Raw genomic sequence first — 19611 nt, 5'->3', positions numbered from 1 at the left:
ATTACATTGAAAATCGCTATTATTGGAGGTTCTATAGCAGGTTGTACCTTAGCCTTATTATTGAAAGACCAGTTTCCGGTCACTGTTTTTGAGCGAGAACCTGATTTAAAATCACGTGGGGCGGGTATTACCCTCTCTATTGAATTACTCAACACCTTAATCGCCCAAAATATTATTGACCCAGATACATTAGCTCATACATTCACCACTCGCAGTTTTTATTGCCAAGCGGACAATGAGCCGGTTTATGGAAAATTTTTATGGAAACAGGGAATTTCCATGGCAAGCCTCCACTGGGATACTTTATTCACTAACTTAAGAAAAAGATTACCCAACTCGATATATCATCATGGAGTAAAAGTCATTGATGTGCAACTCCATGATAAAGGCCCAGCTCAAGTCACTTTAGAGTCGGGGGAAGTACTGTACTTTGATCTCATTGTTTTTGCTGATGGCGTTCATTCACTGGGAAGAAAACTGATATCCAATGTGCAGCCGGAATATTCGGGTTATGTTGCATGGCGTGGAACACTGGAATTGGAGAGGATAAAAAATAAAACTCTTTTCAATGATCAGGGGCTTTATTACTGCTATAACCAAGGACATTTATTAACTTATCCGGTATATCATCATCAAACGAATAAGTTAAACTGGGTTTTTTATGAAAAAATGGCGAGTGAAAATCTTGAGAATTTAGGGTCAACCTCTTTAATCGACTTTTCTGCAAAAGCAAAAGAACATCTACACCAATTAGCTCGTAATCAATTACCTGAGGTCGCGGCACAAATAATTCTTGATACGCCATCTCCTTTCATGCAGAAAATTGTTGATGTTTGTGTCAATCGTCTTGCAGTTCCGGGAGCTCTCTTATTGGGTGATGCAAGTGCAGTATTACGCCCTCATGTAGGAAACGGTGCTTCTTTAGCCATTCAGGATGCGCTAAGTCTTAGTGAACATCTCATGAAATGCGATGATTTTCAGCAAGCAATTGCAACATGGGAAAAAGATTCCCTTCCTAAACGTCTTGCCATGTATGATTTATCAAAACGAATGGCTGATGCTTTGGTATTACATCCTGTTGAATGGCACGAAATGAATGAGGAAAATATGTCTGCCTGGTGGGAACAAATTATTCTTGGAGAAAAATGGTATACAACTATCACTCCAAAAAAAAATCTTTAAAGAATTCATATGGATATGATGTTGATTGATTTAATCCCCAAATCCCCCCTGCAAGTGAATTATTTCATTTACCAAGTGATACAATATCCACAAACCTATCGGTATTAGATCGGATTAATTCTCGCCATAGTAAATCTGACCTGAGGTATCGTCAGTTTTTTGATAAGAAAACTCCACTAATTTTTTCGCCTACATACCCCCCTTAATTTTTTCGCCTACGTACCTCCCTTAATTTTTTCGCCTACGTACCTCCCTTAATTTTTTCGCCTACCTACCGCGCTTTATGCGCGGTATCCAGGGGATGTTGCTATAGAAATGCTCCGCGGCATCTTAAAATATCGTTCTGGATACCGCGCATAAAGCGCGGTACGTAGAGAAATTTATGCGGTATAGAGTAATTTATGCGGTAGGTAGAGAAATTTAAAATGAAAAACTGACGATCCCTCAGGTAAATCTGCCCCTCAGTCCCCAAAGTAACATGCCACAGACAATAACCATTGCAAATGACAAAGAAATTAATCCGGATTTGATCAGTATTTCTTGCCAGCCAACCCCATGAAAATCCCCTCCGGCAATTGGCATCATGTCTGCGCCGATGCCCCAAATCCCTGCGAACAAAGTGGTTGCCCAATTGGTATAGGTTCCAAATAGAGAAAGAACGAAACCCCAATTCAATGTACGTTGTGATAAATGTAATTGAGGCCATATTAATCCTAATAGAACTAAGAACATACCATTGAGGATCCCTTCAAGATGGCTGGAGAGACCCATTCTAGGATTATGCATTAGAGGTAATGTAAAGCCGGTGAGTAATCCTAACAAAAAGAGAAAAATACCATATCTTATCAATTTGCGACTAAGTTTTATTCCAGTATTTTTGTTCAATATTATCCTCTCAGGTATAGAGTCAACCATTTTTAATAGTTCAACTCCAACTATAAACTATTGGGTCAAAGTAGCTCTTTCTTTAAGGGGTAAAAGAAAATTAAGCCTTATCAAAATCCGCTGGATTGCTCTTGTTCCATTGACTCCATGTCCCTTGATACCCTTTCAAAAGCTGCTGAGCAAACTGATAAAAATGTGAAAGAAAATGAAGCCTCTGTTCATAATAAGGGGTAAGGAAAGGATCAGCTCGATTCACTTCAAACAAATTATAATAGGGCGGTATTGAGGCATGTCGCGCAACAATTTCTTCAAAACTGACTTTGTCTGCATTTTTTAACATGTCGTACATTACAAAAAAGCTTGTTGTCCTGCCTTTTCCTCCCCGGCAATGGATATGAAACCACGTATCTTTAGGTGCTTTTTTAATTAGGGTCAAAAACGCATCAACTTCTGAATCAGAGGGTGCAGCATGATCGGTCACATAGAGCCGATGATATTCAAAACCTAATCTAGAAACTAAATCTTTTTCATTTTTTACTACTTTAACAGGGATGGTTTTACCATTGGAATATTCCTTAGCGGCAAACTGTTGTGAGGATAAAATTCCTCTTATCTTGTTCTGAACTCTTAATGATTTAAGCCAATCTTCCTGATCGCTAAGACTTTGGCTATTGCTTTTCCCTTTATTTATCCAATCATATTCACTCACTAACGTAATCGCTTTACCATTAAGATAACCATGGCTCTCCTGACGCAAGTCCAATACCAAAACAGGTTGATTCCTTGAATTCTTATGCCTGGAAATATAATCAGAGATATCTTTCCATCCCTTTTCACTTGGTTCTTCACTACCAGAAATGGCCAGCTCTTTAATGCCTGCTGTATTCCCTTGGTAGGCATCGGCAATCATAGAGGCATGACGCAATAGCTTTAATGGAGAAAAAGAATACTCAGTATCCTGCACAATACAAGGATTATGCATGCTTGCATCGCATATCCGAGTTTCAGTATTTGGTTTTGCTAAAACCAATCCCTGAGCCAACGATAGACTGAGGGAAGCTACAATAGGCTTCAAATAGGTCATCCATAACCCCTTAACAAGAAACATAATGCATTCTATGTTACTTTTTTTTCCTACCGCAAGATCTATTGGATCAAAAAAAGTTACCCAAATTAACGTTTTGCAGCGTTTTGCATGCTAGGGACACAATACGTATTAATAAAATGAATAACGATTTGAGCAAAATGTTCATCCCATAAGTTATGATGCCCTCTATCAGCAAATTCAATCCATTTTTTTGGCTGGTTTGCCTGATTGAAAAGGGCTAAACCCTGATCGTAAGGTACAACCTCATCCAATTTTCCGTGCAACATTAAGACGGGAACATGAATGTTTTGAATACGCGATAAAGAATCATACTTATCAATTACAGGCATGAGCACCCAGGAATAATGAAATCGAGCCATAGCGGTTAATGAAGTATAAGGGGATTGCAAAACTAAAGAGCAAACAGGAAATTCTGTTGCCATTTGTGTCGCTATCCCAGTTCCTAATGACTCTCCATAAAGCACAATATTATTTGCCTGAATGCCCTGTTGTTGTAAAAACTTCATTGCCGCTCGAGCATCCTGATACAATCCTGATTCGGTTGGCTTTCCTGGATTTCCCCCATATCCACGATACTCAAGTAATAACACGCCAAACCCTTGTGAAAGGAACTGGCGAGCCAAATTCATACGATAACCAATATGCCCCGCATTTCCATGTAGATAGAGGATCGTCGGCTTATTATCCACTGCGGGTTTATACCAAGAACTTAAAAGCAACCCATCAGCAACAGGTATCTTGATGATGTGCATGTCTTCGGCTTGAAAGTTACTCAAATCCGGTTTTTCAGCGGATGGGAAATAAATGAAATGGCGTTGAAAAAAATACGCTAGAGTAACCAGTAAAATAAAAAGAAAAAGAACCAGTAATAATTGTTTGTGCATCATCTTATTTGTCTTCATTCATTCGAGGATAATCAGTGTAACCTTTTGTACCACCACCATATAGAGTCGCACGATCTAATTCATCCAATGGAGCATTTTTTTTAAATCGCCTAACCAGATCCGGATTGGAAATATAATATCGCCCAAAAGCTACGAGATCTGCATAACCACTGCTGACCGCTTCGGTTGCCATTTCTAATGTATAACCATTATTTACCATCCAAGGTCCGTTAAATTCTTTTCGTAACGCGGAGAAATCAAGACCATAATTCTCTCTTGGTCCTTGCGTTTCTCCTTCTATGACATGAATATAAGCCAGATCGAATCGGCTCAATTCCCGTACAAGCGGGAAAAAAACAGCAGCAGGCGAAGTATCTGAAACTCCATTGGCATGACTTACTGGAGCAAGACGAATTCCCGTTCGATTTGCACCAATTTCAGATACAATAGCACTGGTCACCTCAAGTGCAAAACGCAACCGATTAGCAATCGAACCACCGTATTGATCGGTGCGATGATTTGTTCCATCACACAGAAATTGATGAATAAGATATCCATTGGCTGCATGAATTTCAACACCATCAAATCCGGCTAAAATGGCATTTCTTGCAGCTATTCGATAATCTTCAATAATACTTGGAATTTCACTAAGCTTTAAGGCACGCGGATTTCCAACTTCGACAAAAGTCCCATTTTCAATAAATGTGCGCTGCCCTGTTGCCGCAATAGCAGAAGGGGCTACGGGAGCAATACCTCCTGGCTGCAGAGAAGGATGTGAAATTCGTCCTACATGCCAAAGTTGCAGATAAATAACCCCGCCCTTTGCATGGACTGCGTTTGTTACTAATTTCCATCCGGCTATTTGTTCTAAGGAATAAATTCCTGGGGTCCAAGCATATCCTTTTGCAGTCGGTGAAATTTGTGTCGCCTCGGCGATGATTAAACCTGCATCTGCTCGTTGCGCATAATATTCCGCATTAAGTTCTGAAGGAGCATCCATTCCATGAATGGAACGATTCCGCGTTAGTGGAGCCATCACGATGCGATTTTTTAAAGTTGAACCTCGCAAATTAAATGGAGTAAACAGAATTTCATTATTCGTAGTCATTCTTTGCCTCATGCAATTTTTATACACAAAAAATAATTCATTGTATTTTTTATAATTAAAAACATTCTATAGGGTCTGCGGTCAATTCGCTAGATTAATCAAAATGATGTGATTTTAGAGCATAGAAACGCAAGCGGATTGGCAATAGCCCTAGGTTTCATTCTAGATTATAGGTAAGATATTCCAGAATGTAAGGGTAAAGGCATCTAATTTTTGAACATAAAAACCGCTCTTTGGGCCTACTTGCCGCGCTTTATGCAGGGCATCCAGTCAATCGTGCATGAAGACCGGAGCTGTATTCCGTATTAAGAGCGGAATATAGGCCTTTTGATTTAAATGCGTTTACCACTGGAATCAATTTACTTTCATAAGGAAATAATAATGTATCATAATATCTTAGTTGCAATTGATGACAGTACTACATCAATGCAAGCCTTCCATGAAGCCATTAAGCTGAGCAAAGTGCATCAGGCAAAATTACGCATCGTACATATAGCAAACGAATTTTATGCTCCTTATGTTGGAACCGGTGTTGATTATGAGAAGTTGGAAGCTTCATTCAAAGAATATGGTCAAAAATTTCTGGACAAGATGCTAACCATTGCACGCGAAGACCATGCAGATTGTGAAGCACATTTACTTGAAATAAATCCTTCTAAAGAAAAAGTGTCCGAGAAAATCATTGACGCAGCAAAAAATTGGCCAGCCGATTTGATTGTCGTAGGAACGCATGGTAGGCGAGGCTATCAGCATTTATTACTTGGTAGTGTTGCAGAAGGGGTTATCCGTAATGCACCGATGCCAGTTCTCCTTATCAGAGGCAAACAATCCTGAATGAATGAACTTTAGTAAACTAAGAATTATAGCGAAGGATTACCCATATACTGGACGCTCTTTCGCTGTGCTTCGTTTTAGCATTCTACTTAAATAAGATTTCCTCCTTTTTCAATACATCATCCTCTCATGAGTTTGTTATAATGCAATAAAAAATTACTTATTGGATTTATTTTAATGCAAAAACTGATTCATGATTTTCATGAGATGGAAAGATGCTTTTTCTCTCTTATAAGTTTGAATTGCCTTGATTATCAAACAATAACTGCTTTTGAAACTGGAGTGCTTGCGACGGGTTTGAACCCTGCTTTTGCTATCAAGACAGATACAGATAAGGAATTTTTACATGATCTCGCAAAGTGCAGATCATACTTTGCGCAAAAGAATTTACCATGGGCAATTATTGTTGCAGAAGATACACCAATTTTTTCAGAACACGATAATCAATTACGCCAAGATTATGAATTAACTGATACGGGCGTAGGTATGGCGTTCAATCTTATGGCGAATTCGCTAAACATTCCGGATAACCCGCTTGAATTTAGGGAAATGAATGAGGATTTACCTACCTGGAGTATCCCCCTTATTCATGGGTTTCAATCAACACCGGAAATTACCCATGTTTATACCTTAAGACATGATGAGGCATTGAAAAAATCGAATGACATGTATCATTTTTCAGGTTTTTTTGCAGGAGAAGCAGTTGTATCGGTAACCTTAACCGTAAAAGACAATCTTGCCCGCATCGATGACTTAGCTACGATACCGAGCTTTCAAAAACGCGGCTGTGCCAGCGCAATGATGGTTTATGCCTTGAAAAAAGCTTTGGATTTAAAAGTTCAAACATGCTTTTTAGAAGCCTCCGCAGCTGGCCTTAATCTTTACACACGCATTGGCTTCCAATCCCTTTTCACAAACCATTATTATGAGCTAAGTACGATGTAGCCCGCTACATTCAGATTACATATATTTAGATAAGGATAATCATGTTGTACTGCATATTTGTTTTTTTATATCTCTTATTTTTTCCTGGTATTTTATTTGCCAATCTTGATTTAATCACTTGGAAAGGAATTTATTATCAAGCAGTTCCGAATAAAAAAGGAGTCACAAAAAAATACTGTAAGGAACATAACCCTGGCACCTTTATTCACACCATAAATGATGGAATTGATAAGCCTCTAATTACCAATAAGGGGATTAAACTAAAACAAATATCATTTAAAAGTGATAAAGTAGACCGTATTTATCTCATTCACGGCAGTTTAATTGCATCGGGGAAGACAGCAAAAAATTCCTGGCATGATCAGATCAATTATTTTTTATATAAATACAGTGAGGCAGGAATTACAAAAGGCATTTGGTATAGCACGCAGTGCAAAGGATTATATAAAGGGGTTGTTTTAAATAATATGAATTCGACATAAAAGGCATGGGAATGTCGTGTAGGTGCATTTATTTATATGGGATCCAGTTCTAAACAGAAAGAGCATATGCATAAAGTGCTCTGCTGCCAGCCAGGACCTATTTCGTTTATTAAAAAATTGTTTGTTTTATTTTGTGTGAAGCAGATAAATCCATTAGCTCATATTCCTCTCCAATCTCTACTATCGCATCAAATCGTTCGTCAATAATCGCTTTCAGGTTATCACGAGAGGATAGCGTTTTATCATTGTATTGCATCAATTCTTCGAGAATTACAGGACTCGTTATCTCGTTAACCACTTTTTCAATTGGTTGTAAAATGCCTGAGTCAGCAATCAATCCTCGCAATCGTTTCAGTAATAATTGGCTTATTGGCACTTCTTCTTCAACTTCAGCCTTTTCATGTAAACCGTTCCATTTGGTATTACTGGTTGTTGTCGAAGCAATTCGCATGCTCGAACGAGATAAAGTAGAAATCACATCTTCTCTTCGTTCCGCCTTTACACACGCTTTGCATCGTATTAATTCCTGAGCATCTTCATAGGATTGGTCAATGAATTGTTGAAATTTATAATGTTCGCCTGATGAAATTTCAATAAGTTCAGCTTGATTAAGCACAGGAAGTATTCCAAAGACCTTTTGCACTTGCTGTGCTTGTTTTTCGGTTTTAGCAATAATCCGCAAAGATAAGGTATTCTCTGCATGCCATAAAAAACCAACATCTATTTTAGGATCCGATGGCGTATTATGCTGGTTCAGTAAAAAGGACATATTAGGAAAAGTAACAAATTTATAGGTTGGTTTAATTAACAACATCTCTCTTTTTTGATTGTATTTAAACTCAACGGTTTCCATTAATTTTAAAAGTTGTTTGGGCATAATACTGCAGCTTAATCCTTCATCGCTGTGAACACACTCAAGCGCAAACTCCTCTTTCAATTGATGGGCAATTTTTTTATTCGTTGTAGTTAGGGTATAAGTTCCATTCTCTTCTTTTTTTAATTGAAATGGAATTCTGCCACTTTGTGGATCAAGACGCATGGTACGTAAAAAAACTGCTCCATCATGCGACATGACTGATGTAGGTGAAAAATATTTTTCTAATTTATCGATTAAATCGATTTCCGGTGACATTAACACCATTCGTTTTTGGAATTTAGCCAATATCTGTTGATTGCTGTTATGGGCTGTTGCTGCCATATCATTAATAAACCCTAGATATCCCTCAAGTTCTTCATAAGGCATGTCATTTTTTATGCCCATTTCGATTAAATCAATTTTTATTTTAGTAAAATAAAGATCAAAATTTGATAATTTTCCTGTCCATATTTTCATAATATCGGTATCGATTAGAGCCTGTAATTGACTTCCTTCTCTACAGTTCCTCCTAAGTCCTCCTAAAGAGCCTAATAATTCTTCATAGGAAGGGGTACTTTTTTCAATACGCTCTAATTCCTGTCTAAGCTCTGGATAACTTTCAATCACTTCGTCACTGGGGTTTTCACCAGTGATCATCTTTCTGAGCAAATGGAACCCAACCATGCGTTCAGACAAGGTAGTATCATAAAAAACGCTGTAGTTTCGATACATAAAGTGGCGGGCAAAACCAATTGTTGAAGAGCTTCTAAAGAGGGAAGGTGCTTTAGCGAAACTGTCCTCAAATGAAAAATCGTCACTTAAGCTTGAGCATACGCCTTCGCCTTCATAAGGTTTGCCATAATCAAAACCGTAAAATGCATCGTCCGCAAAACCTTTATTTTGCGCATCCTTACCCATGCCATCTCGATCACCAATTGCAATGCCAAAAATTAAATTTTTAGCTAATCCAGCAATGTATTTGGAGCGTTTGATTGAGGCCTGCTTATCCTCTACCAAGACACCATTATAATCAGGCTCAGAACCGCCATATAGAAAACTTGTTAACTCCCGCAAACCATTTTTCCAGCCGCACGCTAATAATGCATGAACCCCTTTTGAACCATTTTTTACCCAGATAAGTTCCTGCTTTTGATTTTGCGCACTAAAAATCCCGGCCAAACGGGTGCCAACAAACTCTCTTATTGCTTCTTTGTTGGCTTTAATTCTGTCTTTTTGCCCTTCGGCATAATCAAGTTTATACATCCAAGCACTTAAGCCATTGTTCTTGGCAACAGCTTCTTTTATTTCATTGCATAGCCATTGAATGCCAGGAACCACTGTGCTTTCAGGATGGGGACCTTTTATATGCGAATTGATAAAAACTGAAAATACAATTCGCTTTTGCTCCACACTTTTTACATTCTTTAAGTCATCTCTTAATTGAATAAGTTTTAATCGTTCTTTATCCGGGACTCGCTCTGAAGAGGGCAAATGTTCTGCAGCTAAAATTGAATCCAGTTCCTGAAAAAATAATTTATCTAAATCGATCGCCCTAAATCCTGGCTCTACACCACTAGGTTTTTTTGCATAACAAAACTGTTTTGCACCAAACATACTGCCTAATCGAGTTAATTCTTTAGTTTTGCGAACGGTGAATTGGCCTATTTCCTCTGTCTCTGTGTCGAGAATACTTAATGAAGAAGATACTCTGGGCCTTGACTCCATTTGCACGCTGAGTATTGGTTCGCTCTTTGAGACAGAACCCAATTCGGTTGTTCTCCTTCTGATAGGTGGCAGCAAACTTTCTTCCTCTATCTCCTGGGACTCAGCTCTTATCTGATCATTAAAAATATGCATCATTAAACCATCTGGTTTTATACGATATAGAGGCGCTTTACCTAATTCGACACCAAAATTTTTTGAGCAGAAATTTTTAATAAGAGTACCTAATTCACTGTATGAGCCCCCAAATGAATTTAAAATAACAGCATATTCACTCACGAAGACATCCAAAAGTGCCATAATTTTTGCATCAGAAGATAGAGAATCATTTTCCTTTATTTTAATTATTTCTTGACTCATGCGATTCAGGCGCGGGGTATCCATTTGCAGCCCCGAAATTTTTTCGATGAGCTCTTTATATTCCTTAACAAAATGATCTGTTGTGATACCTACAGCGTTGTGTTTTTTTAAAATTTCACTTTTAGATATCATGTCATCTTCCTCTTTAAAGAGTAATGATTGGAGTTGCAGTTAAAAATAAGAAAATTTAATTCTTCTTCATTAATATTTTTTCTTTCCTCCTTTAACTTTATTCCTTTAAAATTAAGAGACTATTAAGCAGTTTGTAAAAATAATGCAAAGGTATGTTGCATTAAATAAAAAAAGTAACTAATTTTTCAGGAGGCTTCATGTCACTAATTAAGAGTATTTAGTGTTTTCATTTTTGACACGATTTGAGCACTAAAATAGTCCCTATTAAAAAAGGCTTACGCTTTATGACAAATAAAGAAAAAGGGAAAAAACCCCTGCCCTTTACCTTATTTCCTGTACAACAACGACAGGGTTCAATTGTGTACTATGTCTCTGATTTTTCTGAAGAATTAGGCGATTCTGTTTATAGGGGGTATCAGTGTACTTTAGTCAACGCAAATCCCATTCATTTAAAACCGCGACATGTAAAAAAAGAAGAATTGAAAATTGACCACAATAGCCCGGTAGCCATAAAGCTCTATGATGGCAAGCACCATCCCTCCCCTTTTCAATTTTATGCTTCAGAGATAGCTGTCTTAGATATTAAAGGTAGAGATGTGCTCATCATGGATTACATCGACGGGTTCCATATTTATCCGGATGCTCGCGATAATCCTGAACTAAATCAATTAACTTTTTTGCAAGTGGTAGAGATCTCTTGGCAATTAATTCTTCAGCTTAATACGCTTCATTATAGGAATACCAGCGGTCCTGCGATCGTTCATGGCGATATTAAAGGGGAAAATATCAAAATAAAAATTAAAGAAATTGAGACTCCTGAGGGGAAAAAATATAAAGTCGACGTGTCATTCCTGGATCTCGATTATGCCAAACTCATCACTGATATGCCGCAAATCCCTCAAGGAACCCCAGAACATGTTGCCATCGAAATATTAAACGGCAACTACTCGGAATCGAGTGATTTTTTTGCATTGAGCCCGCTTTTATTAAGTCTATTTGGTGCACATAACCCCTTAAAAAAAATTATTGAATTCAGAAATAACAACATGCATATGAAGCGAGATGAACTAATAAGAACATTTCGCGACATTGGTTTTTGCACTGAGGGCCTTTTTGAACATTTTAAAGAAAAACCTGACCTCTTTGTTTGTGAATTAGTTAAAAAGTTCATCCTGAATATGGGGAAAAAAAACAGGGAGGATCGACCTTCGCCCAATGCCATACTTGAATTTTTTACTGCATTAAGGCAATTAAGCCTACTCGAGGAGTCCAATAACTTCGATATAGAAAAGAAGAGCTACTTTTTGCGTCTTTCCATAGCAGCACAAGAAGAACATTGGTTAACCGAGAAAAAATATCAAACATTATTTTTCCATTTGGATGAGCATTTGCAAAATAGATTAATTACCTTAATGAGTATGAATCAATGCGTTCTATTCTACAAAATTGCCCAAGAAAGCAATGCACCCGCACCACTGATAAACCAATTGCGAAGAGCTGTTGCGGACCATCTGGCGGAACAAATTTGTTTTTTAAAGAAACCTTCATGGACGACTTCCTTTTTTTCTTCGCCACCAACATCAAAAGACATACAATGGTTACTCTACTGCTATGAACATAATGATTCTGCTGATTTTTATTCTACTTCACATGAAAAAACACGAAAAAAACTCGAGCAATGCAGCAAAAAAAGCTTAGCACCTTTAATTTCAATTATTACAGAAGGGCTAACCCAAAAGATAGATTCACCGCTCTCCTCAAACTTAAGCAACTGAATTCATGAACAATAAATCACTCGCTCTTCTAATTCAAAAGATGTCTTAAAATCCTGAGAGCATTGAATAAGATTGTTCATCATCCATTGACACTCTTCGTTACTTGCGTAGTGCAATTTGAAATTTTTTCTTATCATTGCGACTAATTCCAATTGCGTCAATCGCAAATTTGGGTCAAAAGAGAAAAAATACATCAATGACAAATCACTTTTAAAGTGCTCCCAGCCACTGATACCCTCATAATCATTAATCAAATCCCCACAACCATAAAGAATCAAGCCCTGATTGTGCCATTCAATACCCATTGGGTGATGTGAGGAATGACCATGGATCACATGAACACCTAATTCATCAATGAGTGTGTATGCAAATTGCTGATGTTGGGCGGGAATGTTATAACCCCAATTTCCTCCCCAATGAATACTAACGATGCATAAATCTCCAGTTTTTCTATAATACTCAATAACTTCCTTGACTCGCTTTATGGAGTCTTCACTTAAATCAGTCAACAACCATAACCCAGGTTGTTCCTGAGTGGCAGCCCACTCATTTAAAATACCGCTGGAATAAAGCCCCATCGAGAACACGAGAACTCTTCCTTTAAAACCTGGAATAAAATGAATTGCAGGTGCAGTCGCTTTCTGAATGTTTTTTCCTGCACCTGCATAAGCTATTCGAGCATTATCCAAAGTCAACAATGTCTCTAAAAACCCCTCTCTTCCCCAATCCAATATATGATTATTTGCTAAAGCACACACATCAATATGTGCCGAAGTAATAGCATCTATGTTCTCAGGATGCATGCGATAATTAATCCCCTTAAATGGCCATGGAGTATTGCTGCGGGTAATGCTTGTTTCCAGATTAATTAAACGGAGATCAGGGTTTCTTAGTTTTAATTCGATTAAACCATCACCCCATATATAGGCTCCTTTGTTGCCCAGCGGAATCGTGCCATTAATCCTTTCAGCAAGCCAGACGTAATCACGTGCATCTTTAACATAGGATTCATAAATTTGCGGCTCACACGGATGAGTTAAGATTTGATCAATCCCTCTCCCCGTCATGACATCACCACATAAAAAAATATGGAATTGGGGTAATACTGATGACATGAGCCTTCATCCTTTAATTAACCTGAAAAATAGTTCATTTTTTTCTACTAATAATAGTCGTAAATTAAAGAATATGTGACAATAAGCGATGGATGTTTCGCGCGCTGAATATTGATTCTGCGCGCACTTTCTCTATTGTTCAAAAAATATTTTTTGGGTTTGAGACTCATCCTGCGGCAGCGATGTTTCAGGCTCAGCTTTTCTTTTTTTGCTCTCGTCTGACTCATCTTGCGGCAGTGATGTTTCAGACTCAGATTTTCTTTTTCTGCTATCGTCTAAAGTACTTAGAACTCCCAAGCCACTGCTCGATAAAGTTGGTGTGGTTGTTTTTTTTCTCCAGTCGAAAACATCAATTTTTAGATCCTTTTGTAAATCTTGGGAAATCTTAAATTTAACAAAATGAGGAGCAACTTTTTTACAATGATTTTCAAAGGTTTCACGACAAAATGGATCGGTTAAATCCATCGCAAGGTACTCTGAAGGGTCATCTTTTAACTGTTCAAGCCGTTCTTCCTCCGTCTTTTTGAACCAATTTTCTAATGACTCTTTATTTGCATGAAATTCTAGTGGATAAAAACCAAACTTATTATAAACGGTAAGTGATTCTGCTGAAGGAGCGACGGCCATATTTTTCTGACCGCTATTTATGAAAAAATCCAGAGCATAGGCCATCATTAAATTACTAAGCCCTTTACGACGATATTTCTCACTTACGAATAAACTAAATAACTGAGATATGTTTTCTGTATCTTTAGTTAGTCTTAATTCAATAAAACCAACGACTTTTCCATTGTCACGTAAAACAAGCATTAAATCACATCTATTGTTCTTGTTATGTAACAATTTTCCATTATTTTTAAATAACAGAATCGTTTCCTCATCTAATTTTTCAACATCATTTTCAAAATAAATTTCAGCCATCGCATCTTCGTGCCGGACATAATTTAAAAAGTCAGATAAATCATCTTTATTAGGATAATCAAGAACATAAGATTCGTTAGGAAGTGTGTTAGTCGTACTCTCTACAGCTTGATACATGAATTAATGCCCGTTACGGATCGATAGCCTAATTATAATTAAAAATGAATCAATATTCAACAGTATGTGCATTTTTAGAAAATTAGATTCAGTTAAGCTGAGTTTATCCTTCTTCAGCAGAAGCACAGCCTGAAAATATGGAAGGGGCTAATACTGATGACTTGATCATTCATCCTTTGGTATATACTGTATAAAACCAGTTCGTTTTTTCTACTAATAAAAGGATGGCCATAAATTGGGGGAAGTGGTGGAAAACAAACAATGGCAGTTTTCGCTCTGGTATTTTTTGATAATTTTCTGGATTATCATCTTATTCCAGAACTTTTTTTTCGCAGCCCACCCTGTAAATATTGCTTACAGTGATTTTATAAAACTGTTGAAAGCCGATAAGTTAAATAATGTCTTACTTGCTGAAAGCTACATTACCGCAGATGTAAAAACTGAAGGTTTATCAGGATTACTCACTGAAGATAAATTTAATGAAATAAAAGAATATGGCGGCAAAAATCCCCAAGTCACTACGGTCCGCATTAATGATCCGTCCCTTATATCTACTTTGGAAGCAGCAAAAGTGAAATTTAATGGACAAGCTGAAAACAAATGGTTAACCCTGATATTATCCTGGATTATTCCTGCATTGCTCTTTTTTGCTCTGTGGAGTTTTTTACTAAGACGCATGGGTTCTACAGCTGGGGGAGTTTTGGATGTTGGAAAAAGTAAAGCAAAAATCTACATGGAAAAAGAAACACATGTCTCATTTCAAGATGTTGCAGGAGTAGATGAAGCAAAAGCCGAGCTTATGGAAGTGGTTGAATTCCTTAAAAACCCGCAACATTATACTCGTATTGGCGCTCACATACCTAAAGGCGTACTTTTAGTTGGCCCACCTGGAACAGGAAAAACATTACTTGCACGAGCTGTAGCAGGCGAGGCGGGAGTACCATTTTTTTCAATTAATGGTTCAGAATTCGTAGAAATGTTTGTTGGCGTTGGTGCTGCACGAGTACGTGATCTGTTTACCAATGCCCGAGAAACCGCTCCAACAATTATTTTTATTGATGAACTTGACGCCTTAGGCAGAGCACGTGGTGCTTATCCTATTGGCGGAGGACATGATGAAAAAGAACAGACTTTAAATCAGTTGCTTTCGGAAATGGATGGCTTTGATCCCAGTGAAGGATTAATACTCCTTGCCGCTACCAATCGACCGGAAATTCTTGATCCCGCATTATTACGGGCGGGACGTTTTGACCGCCATATACTTGTGGATCGACCTGATAAAAAAGGCCGGATAGAAATTCTCAATGTTCATCTGAAAAAAATACAGCAGGGTCCTGATATTGATCCGGAAAAGATTGCGGCCTTAACACCAGGTTTTTCTGGAGCCGATTTAGCGAATCTGGTCAATGAGGCAGCCTTGCTGGCTACGCGTCATAATGCCGATTCTGTAAGTATGGATGACTTTACCAACGCTATTGAACGCATGGTGGCGGGGTTGGAAAAAAAGAATCGCTTACTCAATCCTGAAGAGCGTAAAGCAGTAGCTTATCATGAAATGGGACATACCCTGATAGCACTGTCCTTGCCTAATGTAGACCAGGTACACAAAGTCTCAATTATTCCCCGCGGGATAGGTAGCTTGGGTTATACCATTCAACGTCCTACCGAAGACCGTTATCTTATGACAGAAGAAGAATTAAAAAATAAAATGATGGTTTTGCTCGGAGGTAGAGCAGCTGAATTTGTTGTTTTTGGTCGATTCTCAACGGGGGCAGCAGATGATCTTGCCAAAGCTACTGATATTGCACGGAATATGGTCATGCGTTACGGTATGGATAAAGAACTTGGACCTGTAACGTACCAAAAAGAAAACTCACCCTTCCTGGAAGCTCCTATAATGCACCACGAACGTGAGTTTAGCGAGGAAACTGCATGTGAGATTGATGCAGCAGTTCGCAAAATAATTCAAACTGCCTTTGATGATGCTGTGGATATCATCAAAAAGCGCATTAAAATTTTAGAGAAAGGTGCGCAATTATTATTAAAAAAAGAAACCTTAAATGAAGAAGATTTAATTGCATTAAATATCAAGTAAAAAACCTAGTAAAAGTAGCCTGGATGCAGGCTACCGTTTTACCTTATTCATGAGTCATGAGCGGCTCTTAACTTAAAGGCTGTAAAGCACTTGTTTTATCAAAATGAATCAGCCCATCAAATTGATAAGGCAAATGTGTAAAAAAATAATGGCTAAAACGTTCCGTCGCCGGAAGATAAACCACACCTATAGCCCGTTGTAAGCGAGGAATGTTTAAATAATGTTCCAATTTCTCATTATTTAATAAATTCAAGAAAAAATTCTTGTGCTTCAGATGATGAAATAACTCCTCATAGCTTCCTTGCATCCCTGGTTGCACTGATTTTTTCTCTCCAGGCATTCCCCAATCGGATGCAGCCATTACGGTTCCTTCATAAGTAGAAAAACCAAGAGAATAAGAATGTTGTCCATATTGCTCGCGTACTAATTGACCCAAATTAAATTCATTACGATCCCCCATCTCCGTAGCACGTGAATCCCCAAGATGCGAGTTATGCGCCCAAATAATAATTTTAGCAGGTTGATTAAATCGCATTTCCAAATGATCAGCGAGTACATTGAGTGTTTCCATCATATGACTATCCCGAATATTCCATGCAGACACCCTCCCTTCTAACATGGAACGGTAATAATTTTCTGCATTTTTTACCAAGCGAGCATTTTGTGTTGCAAAAAAATATTCATCTTCAACAGTGACTCCGTCACGATGAAGATACTCAAAAGCACGATGCTGTAATTCTACTAATTGTGCTACCGCTTCATGAATACAGGCCTTTTTAATCCCGGCATTAATTAGATAACCATACATTTGAGGATCCTGATTTAAATGATCAAAACAGGCATAACGTTGTGCGGCACGTTGTGCTGCTTCAGGATCGATTTTATTTAAGAAATCAATAACTGCCTGCATCGAAGAGTTTAAACTGTATAAATCAAGACCATAAAATCCAATTTTTTGTGCTGCAGGCAAGGCATCATTGTGTTGACGTAACCAACTCAGGAATGGAGGAAGCGTTGAATTACGCCACATCCATACTGGAAATCGCTGAAAACCATTCAAGGCTCGCTCACTGTCGGTTACATTGCCTTTCCCTTGTAAATAACGATGAACACGATGTGCATCAGGCCAATCCCCTTCAATAGCAATAGCCATGAATCCATGCTCTTTAATAAGACGTTGCGATATTTCGATGCGTGTTTGATAAAATTCGTGCGTTCCATGAGTTGCTTCGCCAATCATCACAAATCGAGCATCTCCAATTTGTTTGATTATTGCATCATAATCTTCACCATCAGGTTTAAGTGAAACTATTGCACCATTGAGTTCATCTATTAGCTTTTGCAAAGCATCCTTATTCATAAAAGCCTCCTTACTATCCAGCACAATACTCATCAAACCATTCTTTGGCCAAGTTTGAGACCTCATGTAATTTTCCAGGCTCCTCAAATAAGTGAGTTGCTCCAGGAACTATTTCCAAATGTGTGGTACAACTCATTTGGGATATCGCTTGCTGGTTGAGTCCTATCACCACTTCATCATCACCGCCCACAATAAGTAAAGTGGGCGTCTTGACCTGAGGCAAATAGTTTCCAGCCAAATCTGGCCTGCCGCCACGCGATACAATCGCATTGACTAACTTAGGTTCCTGGGCTGCAGCTACAAGTGCGGCACCCCCGCCAGTACTTGAACCAAACAAACCAATTGGAAAATGAAATTCTGCAAATTCTTTTGTACACCAATGAATGACATCAACAAGTCGAGAAGCTAATAAATGAATATCAAAACGATATTCGCGAGTGACATTATCAATAACATCTTCTTGTGAGGTAAGCAGATCAAAGAGCAACGTAGCATATTTCCCTTCATTCAAGGTGCTTGCCACATATTGATTGCGGCTGCTGAAACGGCTGCTTCCGCTGCCATGCACGAAAACGACCATTCCTTTAGCTTTTTCAGGGATAAATAAAAAACCGTTGAGATAAACATTTTTACTGGGGATAGTTACTGGATGTTCAATGTCTGGTGTATAGGTATTCATGGGTATTCCTTTTTCCTGAGCCTATCATTCTTCCAAGTATAGACTTATTCTTGAGGTTATAGCTGAGTCTTAATCCTGCTGTATAACTCAGGTAACATGAGTTGGGATTGTTGCATAGTAAAAAAAGAGCCTATATGATTAGATTGCCTTAAAATCATATCAATTTGATGTTGTAAATGAATAACTTAGGGATAAGGAATTACAATGGGCAAAAAGGATAAGCAGAAAACTTCAATTGAAAAAGGGAACAATTTTGGTATTCCTACAGGATTAGTTGCTCAAAGGAGGGCAGAATTAATTGCCGCAAAAGAACGTTCTCGTTTGAGTGCGATATCTCTTAATACAACTTACCTTGATACGATACCTCTTAATGCTAATGGGATACCTCATAATCCACCGATACCCCTTAATCCAACATCGATTAATGCGATACCTCCTGGTAAAGCATCCCTGACTCATGTTACCAAATCAAGGCCCAAAATTGAGCATAGAAATCCTTCACGTCCCCAACGCAAATCGAACTCATTCCCGCAGGATTTTTTTAAAAAAAATGAGCCAAAACACAGTGAATCAATTGATGCAGACTTAACTAAAGACTGGCTCAACGTGTTGAAGAAGACAATAGGAAATGCACAGATCGCTTACAAAAAATACTATGAACTAGGTATCAATACTCGCCAACCTAATGGATGGTTTAGTTGGTGGCGCCACGGGCCTGATGGGCAAAAAAAAGCAGAACTGGTTAAAGCCGAAGCGGAAGCAAGCCCAAACATTGATGCAATTATGCAGCAAATGCAGCGGTTTTTCGAAGATCCTGATACTCGATGTGAAAACCACTCTTTCGCCTCTTATTTATTTGCAGAATTCAATTGCCTAGTGCAAGGAGATGAATATAAACCACAAGAAGAAACAATCTATGACAAAGAGTATTGGTATACCGTTGCGAAACAATTGCGCCTATTAATGGATAAAGAAGAATACGCGCATGGCCCATCTCTACCAGGGCTGTGATACTCAGTTTAAAAATCGGGTAATAACTACAAAATAAGAG

At 38.2% G+C, this 19611-nt stretch carries 16 protein-coding genes; 7 read left to right on the top strand and 9 right to left on the bottom strand.

All coding sequences use genetic code 11. The annotated features are described in order from the left end of the window. Nucleotides 1-6 precede the first annotated feature (6 nt). Nucleotides 7-1182, top strand: a complete 1176-nt coding sequence (locus LXO92_RS06890) for an FAD binding domain-containing protein (RefSeq protein WP_182351932.1) — start codon at nucleotides 7-9, stop codon at nucleotides 1180-1182. Nucleotides 1183-1626: 444 nt separating this feature from the next. On the opposite strand, the gene LXO92_RS06885 is transcribed toward LXO92_RS06890, so the two are convergent. From LXO92_RS06885 to LXO92_RS06870, 4 genes are all read right to left on the bottom strand, one after another. Further along, a complete protein-coding gene (locus LXO92_RS06885) occupies nucleotides 1627-2067 on the bottom strand; it encodes a hypothetical protein (protein WP_220471052.1) in 441 nt (146 codons plus the stop codon). A gap of 100 nt (nucleotides 2068-2167) precedes the next feature. Then, the gene (locus tag LXO92_RS06880; RefSeq protein WP_232890671.1) at nucleotides 2168-3151 is read right to left on the bottom strand and encodes a phosphatase domain-containing protein; all 984 of its coding nucleotides are present in this window, start codon (nucleotides 3149-3151) and stop codon (nucleotides 2168-2170) included. Between the two features lie 89 nt (nucleotides 3152-3240). Beyond that, on the bottom strand, nucleotides 3241-4059 hold the full coding sequence (locus LXO92_RS06875) for an alpha/beta hydrolase (protein WP_182352761.1): 819 nt from the start codon (nucleotides 4057-4059) through the stop codon (nucleotides 3241-3243). Nucleotides 4060-4063: 4 nt separating this feature from the next. Beyond that, a complete protein-coding gene (locus LXO92_RS06870; protein ID WP_182351930.1) occupies nucleotides 4064-5167 on the bottom strand; it encodes an alkene reductase in 1104 nt (367 codons plus the stop codon). A 381-nt stretch (nucleotides 5168-5548) separates the two neighbouring features. Between LXO92_RS06870 and LXO92_RS06865 the strand changes: the two genes are divergently transcribed. From LXO92_RS06865 to LXO92_RS06855, 3 genes are all read left to right on the top strand, one after another. Further along, the gene (locus LXO92_RS06865) at nucleotides 5549-6001 is read left to right on the top strand and encodes a universal stress protein (RefSeq protein ID WP_182351929.1); all 453 of its coding nucleotides are present in this window, start codon (nucleotides 5549-5551) and stop codon (nucleotides 5999-6001) included. Nucleotides 6002-6178: 177 nt separating this feature from the next. Beyond that, nucleotides 6179-6946, top strand: coding sequence for a GNAT family N-acetyltransferase (locus tag LXO92_RS06860; protein WP_232890670.1), 768 nt, complete (start codon nucleotides 6179-6181; stop codon nucleotides 6944-6946). Nucleotides 6947-6987: 41 nt separating this feature from the next. Continuing rightward, nucleotides 6988-7428, top strand: coding sequence for a hypothetical protein (locus LXO92_RS06855; RefSeq protein ID WP_232890669.1), 441 nt, complete (start codon nucleotides 6988-6990; stop codon nucleotides 7426-7428). A 109-nt stretch (nucleotides 7429-7537) separates the two neighbouring features. Here the strand turns inward: LXO92_RS06855 and LXO92_RS06850 are convergent, their stop codons facing one another. Then, the gene (locus LXO92_RS06850; RefSeq protein WP_232890668.1) at nucleotides 7538-10498 is read right to left on the bottom strand and encodes a hypothetical protein; all 2961 of its coding nucleotides are present in this window, start codon (nucleotides 10496-10498) and stop codon (nucleotides 7538-7540) included. Nucleotides 10499-10782: 284 nt separating this feature from the next. Between LXO92_RS06850 and LXO92_RS06845 the strand changes: the two genes are divergently transcribed. Next, on the top strand, nucleotides 10783-12273 hold the full coding sequence (locus LXO92_RS06845; protein ID WP_182351925.1) for a protein kinase domain-containing protein: 1491 nt from the start codon (nucleotides 10783-10785) through the stop codon (nucleotides 12271-12273). 2 nt (nucleotides 12274-12275) lie between these two features. Here LXO92_RS06845 and LXO92_RS06840 read toward each other — a convergent pair whose 3' ends face one another. Then, the gene (locus LXO92_RS06840; RefSeq protein WP_182351924.1) at nucleotides 12276-13388 is read right to left on the bottom strand and encodes a CapA family protein; all 1113 of its coding nucleotides are present in this window, start codon (nucleotides 13386-13388) and stop codon (nucleotides 12276-12278) included. A gap of 132 nt (nucleotides 13389-13520) precedes the next feature. Then, nucleotides 13521-14426 carry a GNAT family N-acetyltransferase gene (locus tag LXO92_RS06835; RefSeq protein ID WP_232890667.1) on the bottom strand — a complete coding sequence of 302 codons (906 nt, stop codon included), beginning with the start codon at nucleotides 14424-14426 and terminating at the stop codon, nucleotides 13521-13523. Nucleotides 14427-14673: 247 nt separating this feature from the next. On the opposite strand from LXO92_RS06835, the gene ftsH reads away from it, so the two are divergent. Further along, on the top strand, nucleotides 14674-16521 hold the full coding sequence (ftsH, locus tag LXO92_RS06830; RefSeq protein ID WP_232890666.1) for an ATP-dependent zinc metalloprotease FtsH: 1848 nt from the start codon (nucleotides 14674-14676) through the stop codon (nucleotides 16519-16521). Nucleotides 16522-16588: 67 nt separating this feature from the next. Here ftsH and LXO92_RS06825 read toward each other — a convergent pair whose 3' ends face one another. Continuing rightward, on the bottom strand, nucleotides 16589-17881 hold the full coding sequence (locus LXO92_RS06825) for an erythromycin esterase family protein (protein ID WP_182351921.1): 1293 nt from the start codon (nucleotides 17879-17881) through the stop codon (nucleotides 16589-16591). A gap of 13 nt (nucleotides 17882-17894) precedes the next feature. Continuing rightward, nucleotides 17895-18560 carry a dienelactone hydrolase family protein gene (locus tag LXO92_RS06820; protein WP_182351920.1) on the bottom strand — a complete coding sequence of 222 codons (666 nt, stop codon included), beginning with the start codon at nucleotides 18558-18560 and terminating at the stop codon, nucleotides 17895-17897. Nucleotides 18561-18764: 204 nt separating this feature from the next. Between LXO92_RS06820 and LXO92_RS06815 the strand changes: the two genes are divergently transcribed. After that, nucleotides 18765-19571 (top strand): hypothetical protein, encoded by an 807-nt coding sequence (locus LXO92_RS06815; protein ID WP_182351919.1) that lies wholly within the window; start codon nucleotides 18765-18767, stop codon nucleotides 19569-19571. Nucleotides 19572-19611: the final 40 nt, after the last annotated feature.

Source organism: Legionella resiliens, assembly GCF_021344005.1.
GTDB lineage: Bacteria > Pseudomonadota > Gammaproteobacteria > Legionellales > Legionellaceae > Legionella > Legionella resiliens.
Note: the sequence above shows the minus strand (reverse complement) of the source record. Positions and strands in the feature narration are given on the sequence as shown.

What these genes read in the sequence shown, in the direction of transcription:
- LXO92_RS06880 (WP_232890671.1), bottom strand. Translation starts at nt 3,151, where the DNA reads ATGACCTATTTGAAGCCTATTGTAGCTTCCCTCAGTCTATCGTTGGCT.
- LXO92_RS06875 (WP_182352761.1), bottom strand. Translation starts at nt 4,059, where the DNA reads ATGCACAAACAATTATTACTGGTTCTTTTTCTTTTTATTTTACTGGTT.
- LXO92_RS06870 (WP_182351930.1), bottom strand. Translation starts at nt 5,167, where the DNA reads ATGACTACGAATAATGAAATTCTGTTTACTCCATTTAATTTGCGAGGT.
- LXO92_RS06865 (WP_182351929.1), top strand. Translation starts at nt 5,549, where the DNA reads ATGTATCATAATATCTTAGTTGCAATTGATGACAGTACTACATCAATG.
- LXO92_RS06860 (WP_232890670.1), top strand. Translation starts at nt 6,179, where the DNA reads ATGCAAAAACTGATTCATGATTTTCATGAGATGGAAAGATGCTTTTTC.
- LXO92_RS06855 (WP_232890669.1), top strand. Translation starts at nt 6,988, where the DNA reads ATGTTGTACTGCATATTTGTTTTTTTATATCTCTTATTTTTTCCTGGT.
- LXO92_RS06850 (WP_232890668.1), bottom strand. Translation starts at nt 10,498, where the DNA reads ATGATATCTAAAAGTGAAATTTTAAAAAAACACAACGCTGTAGGTATC.
- LXO92_RS06845 (WP_182351925.1), top strand. Translation starts at nt 10,783, where the DNA reads ATGACAAATAAAGAAAAAGGGAAAAAACCCCTGCCCTTTACCTTATTT.
- LXO92_RS06840 (WP_182351924.1), bottom strand. Translation starts at nt 13,388, where the DNA reads ATGTCATCAGTATTACCCCAATTCCATATTTTTTTATGTGGTGATGTC.
- LXO92_RS06835 (WP_232890667.1), bottom strand. Translation starts at nt 14,426, where the DNA reads ATGTATCAAGCTGTAGAGAGTACGACTAACACACTTCCTAACGAATCT.
- LXO92_RS06825 (WP_182351921.1), bottom strand. Translation starts at nt 17,881, where the DNA reads ATGAATAAGGATGCTTTGCAAAAGCTAATAGATGAACTCAATGGTGCA.
- LXO92_RS06820 (WP_182351920.1), bottom strand. Translation starts at nt 18,560, where the DNA reads ATGAATACCTATACACCAGACATTGAACATCCAGTAACTATCCCCAGT.
- LXO92_RS06815 (WP_182351919.1), top strand. Translation starts at nt 18,765, where the DNA reads ATGGGCAAAAAGGATAAGCAGAAAACTTCAATTGAAAAAGGGAACAAT.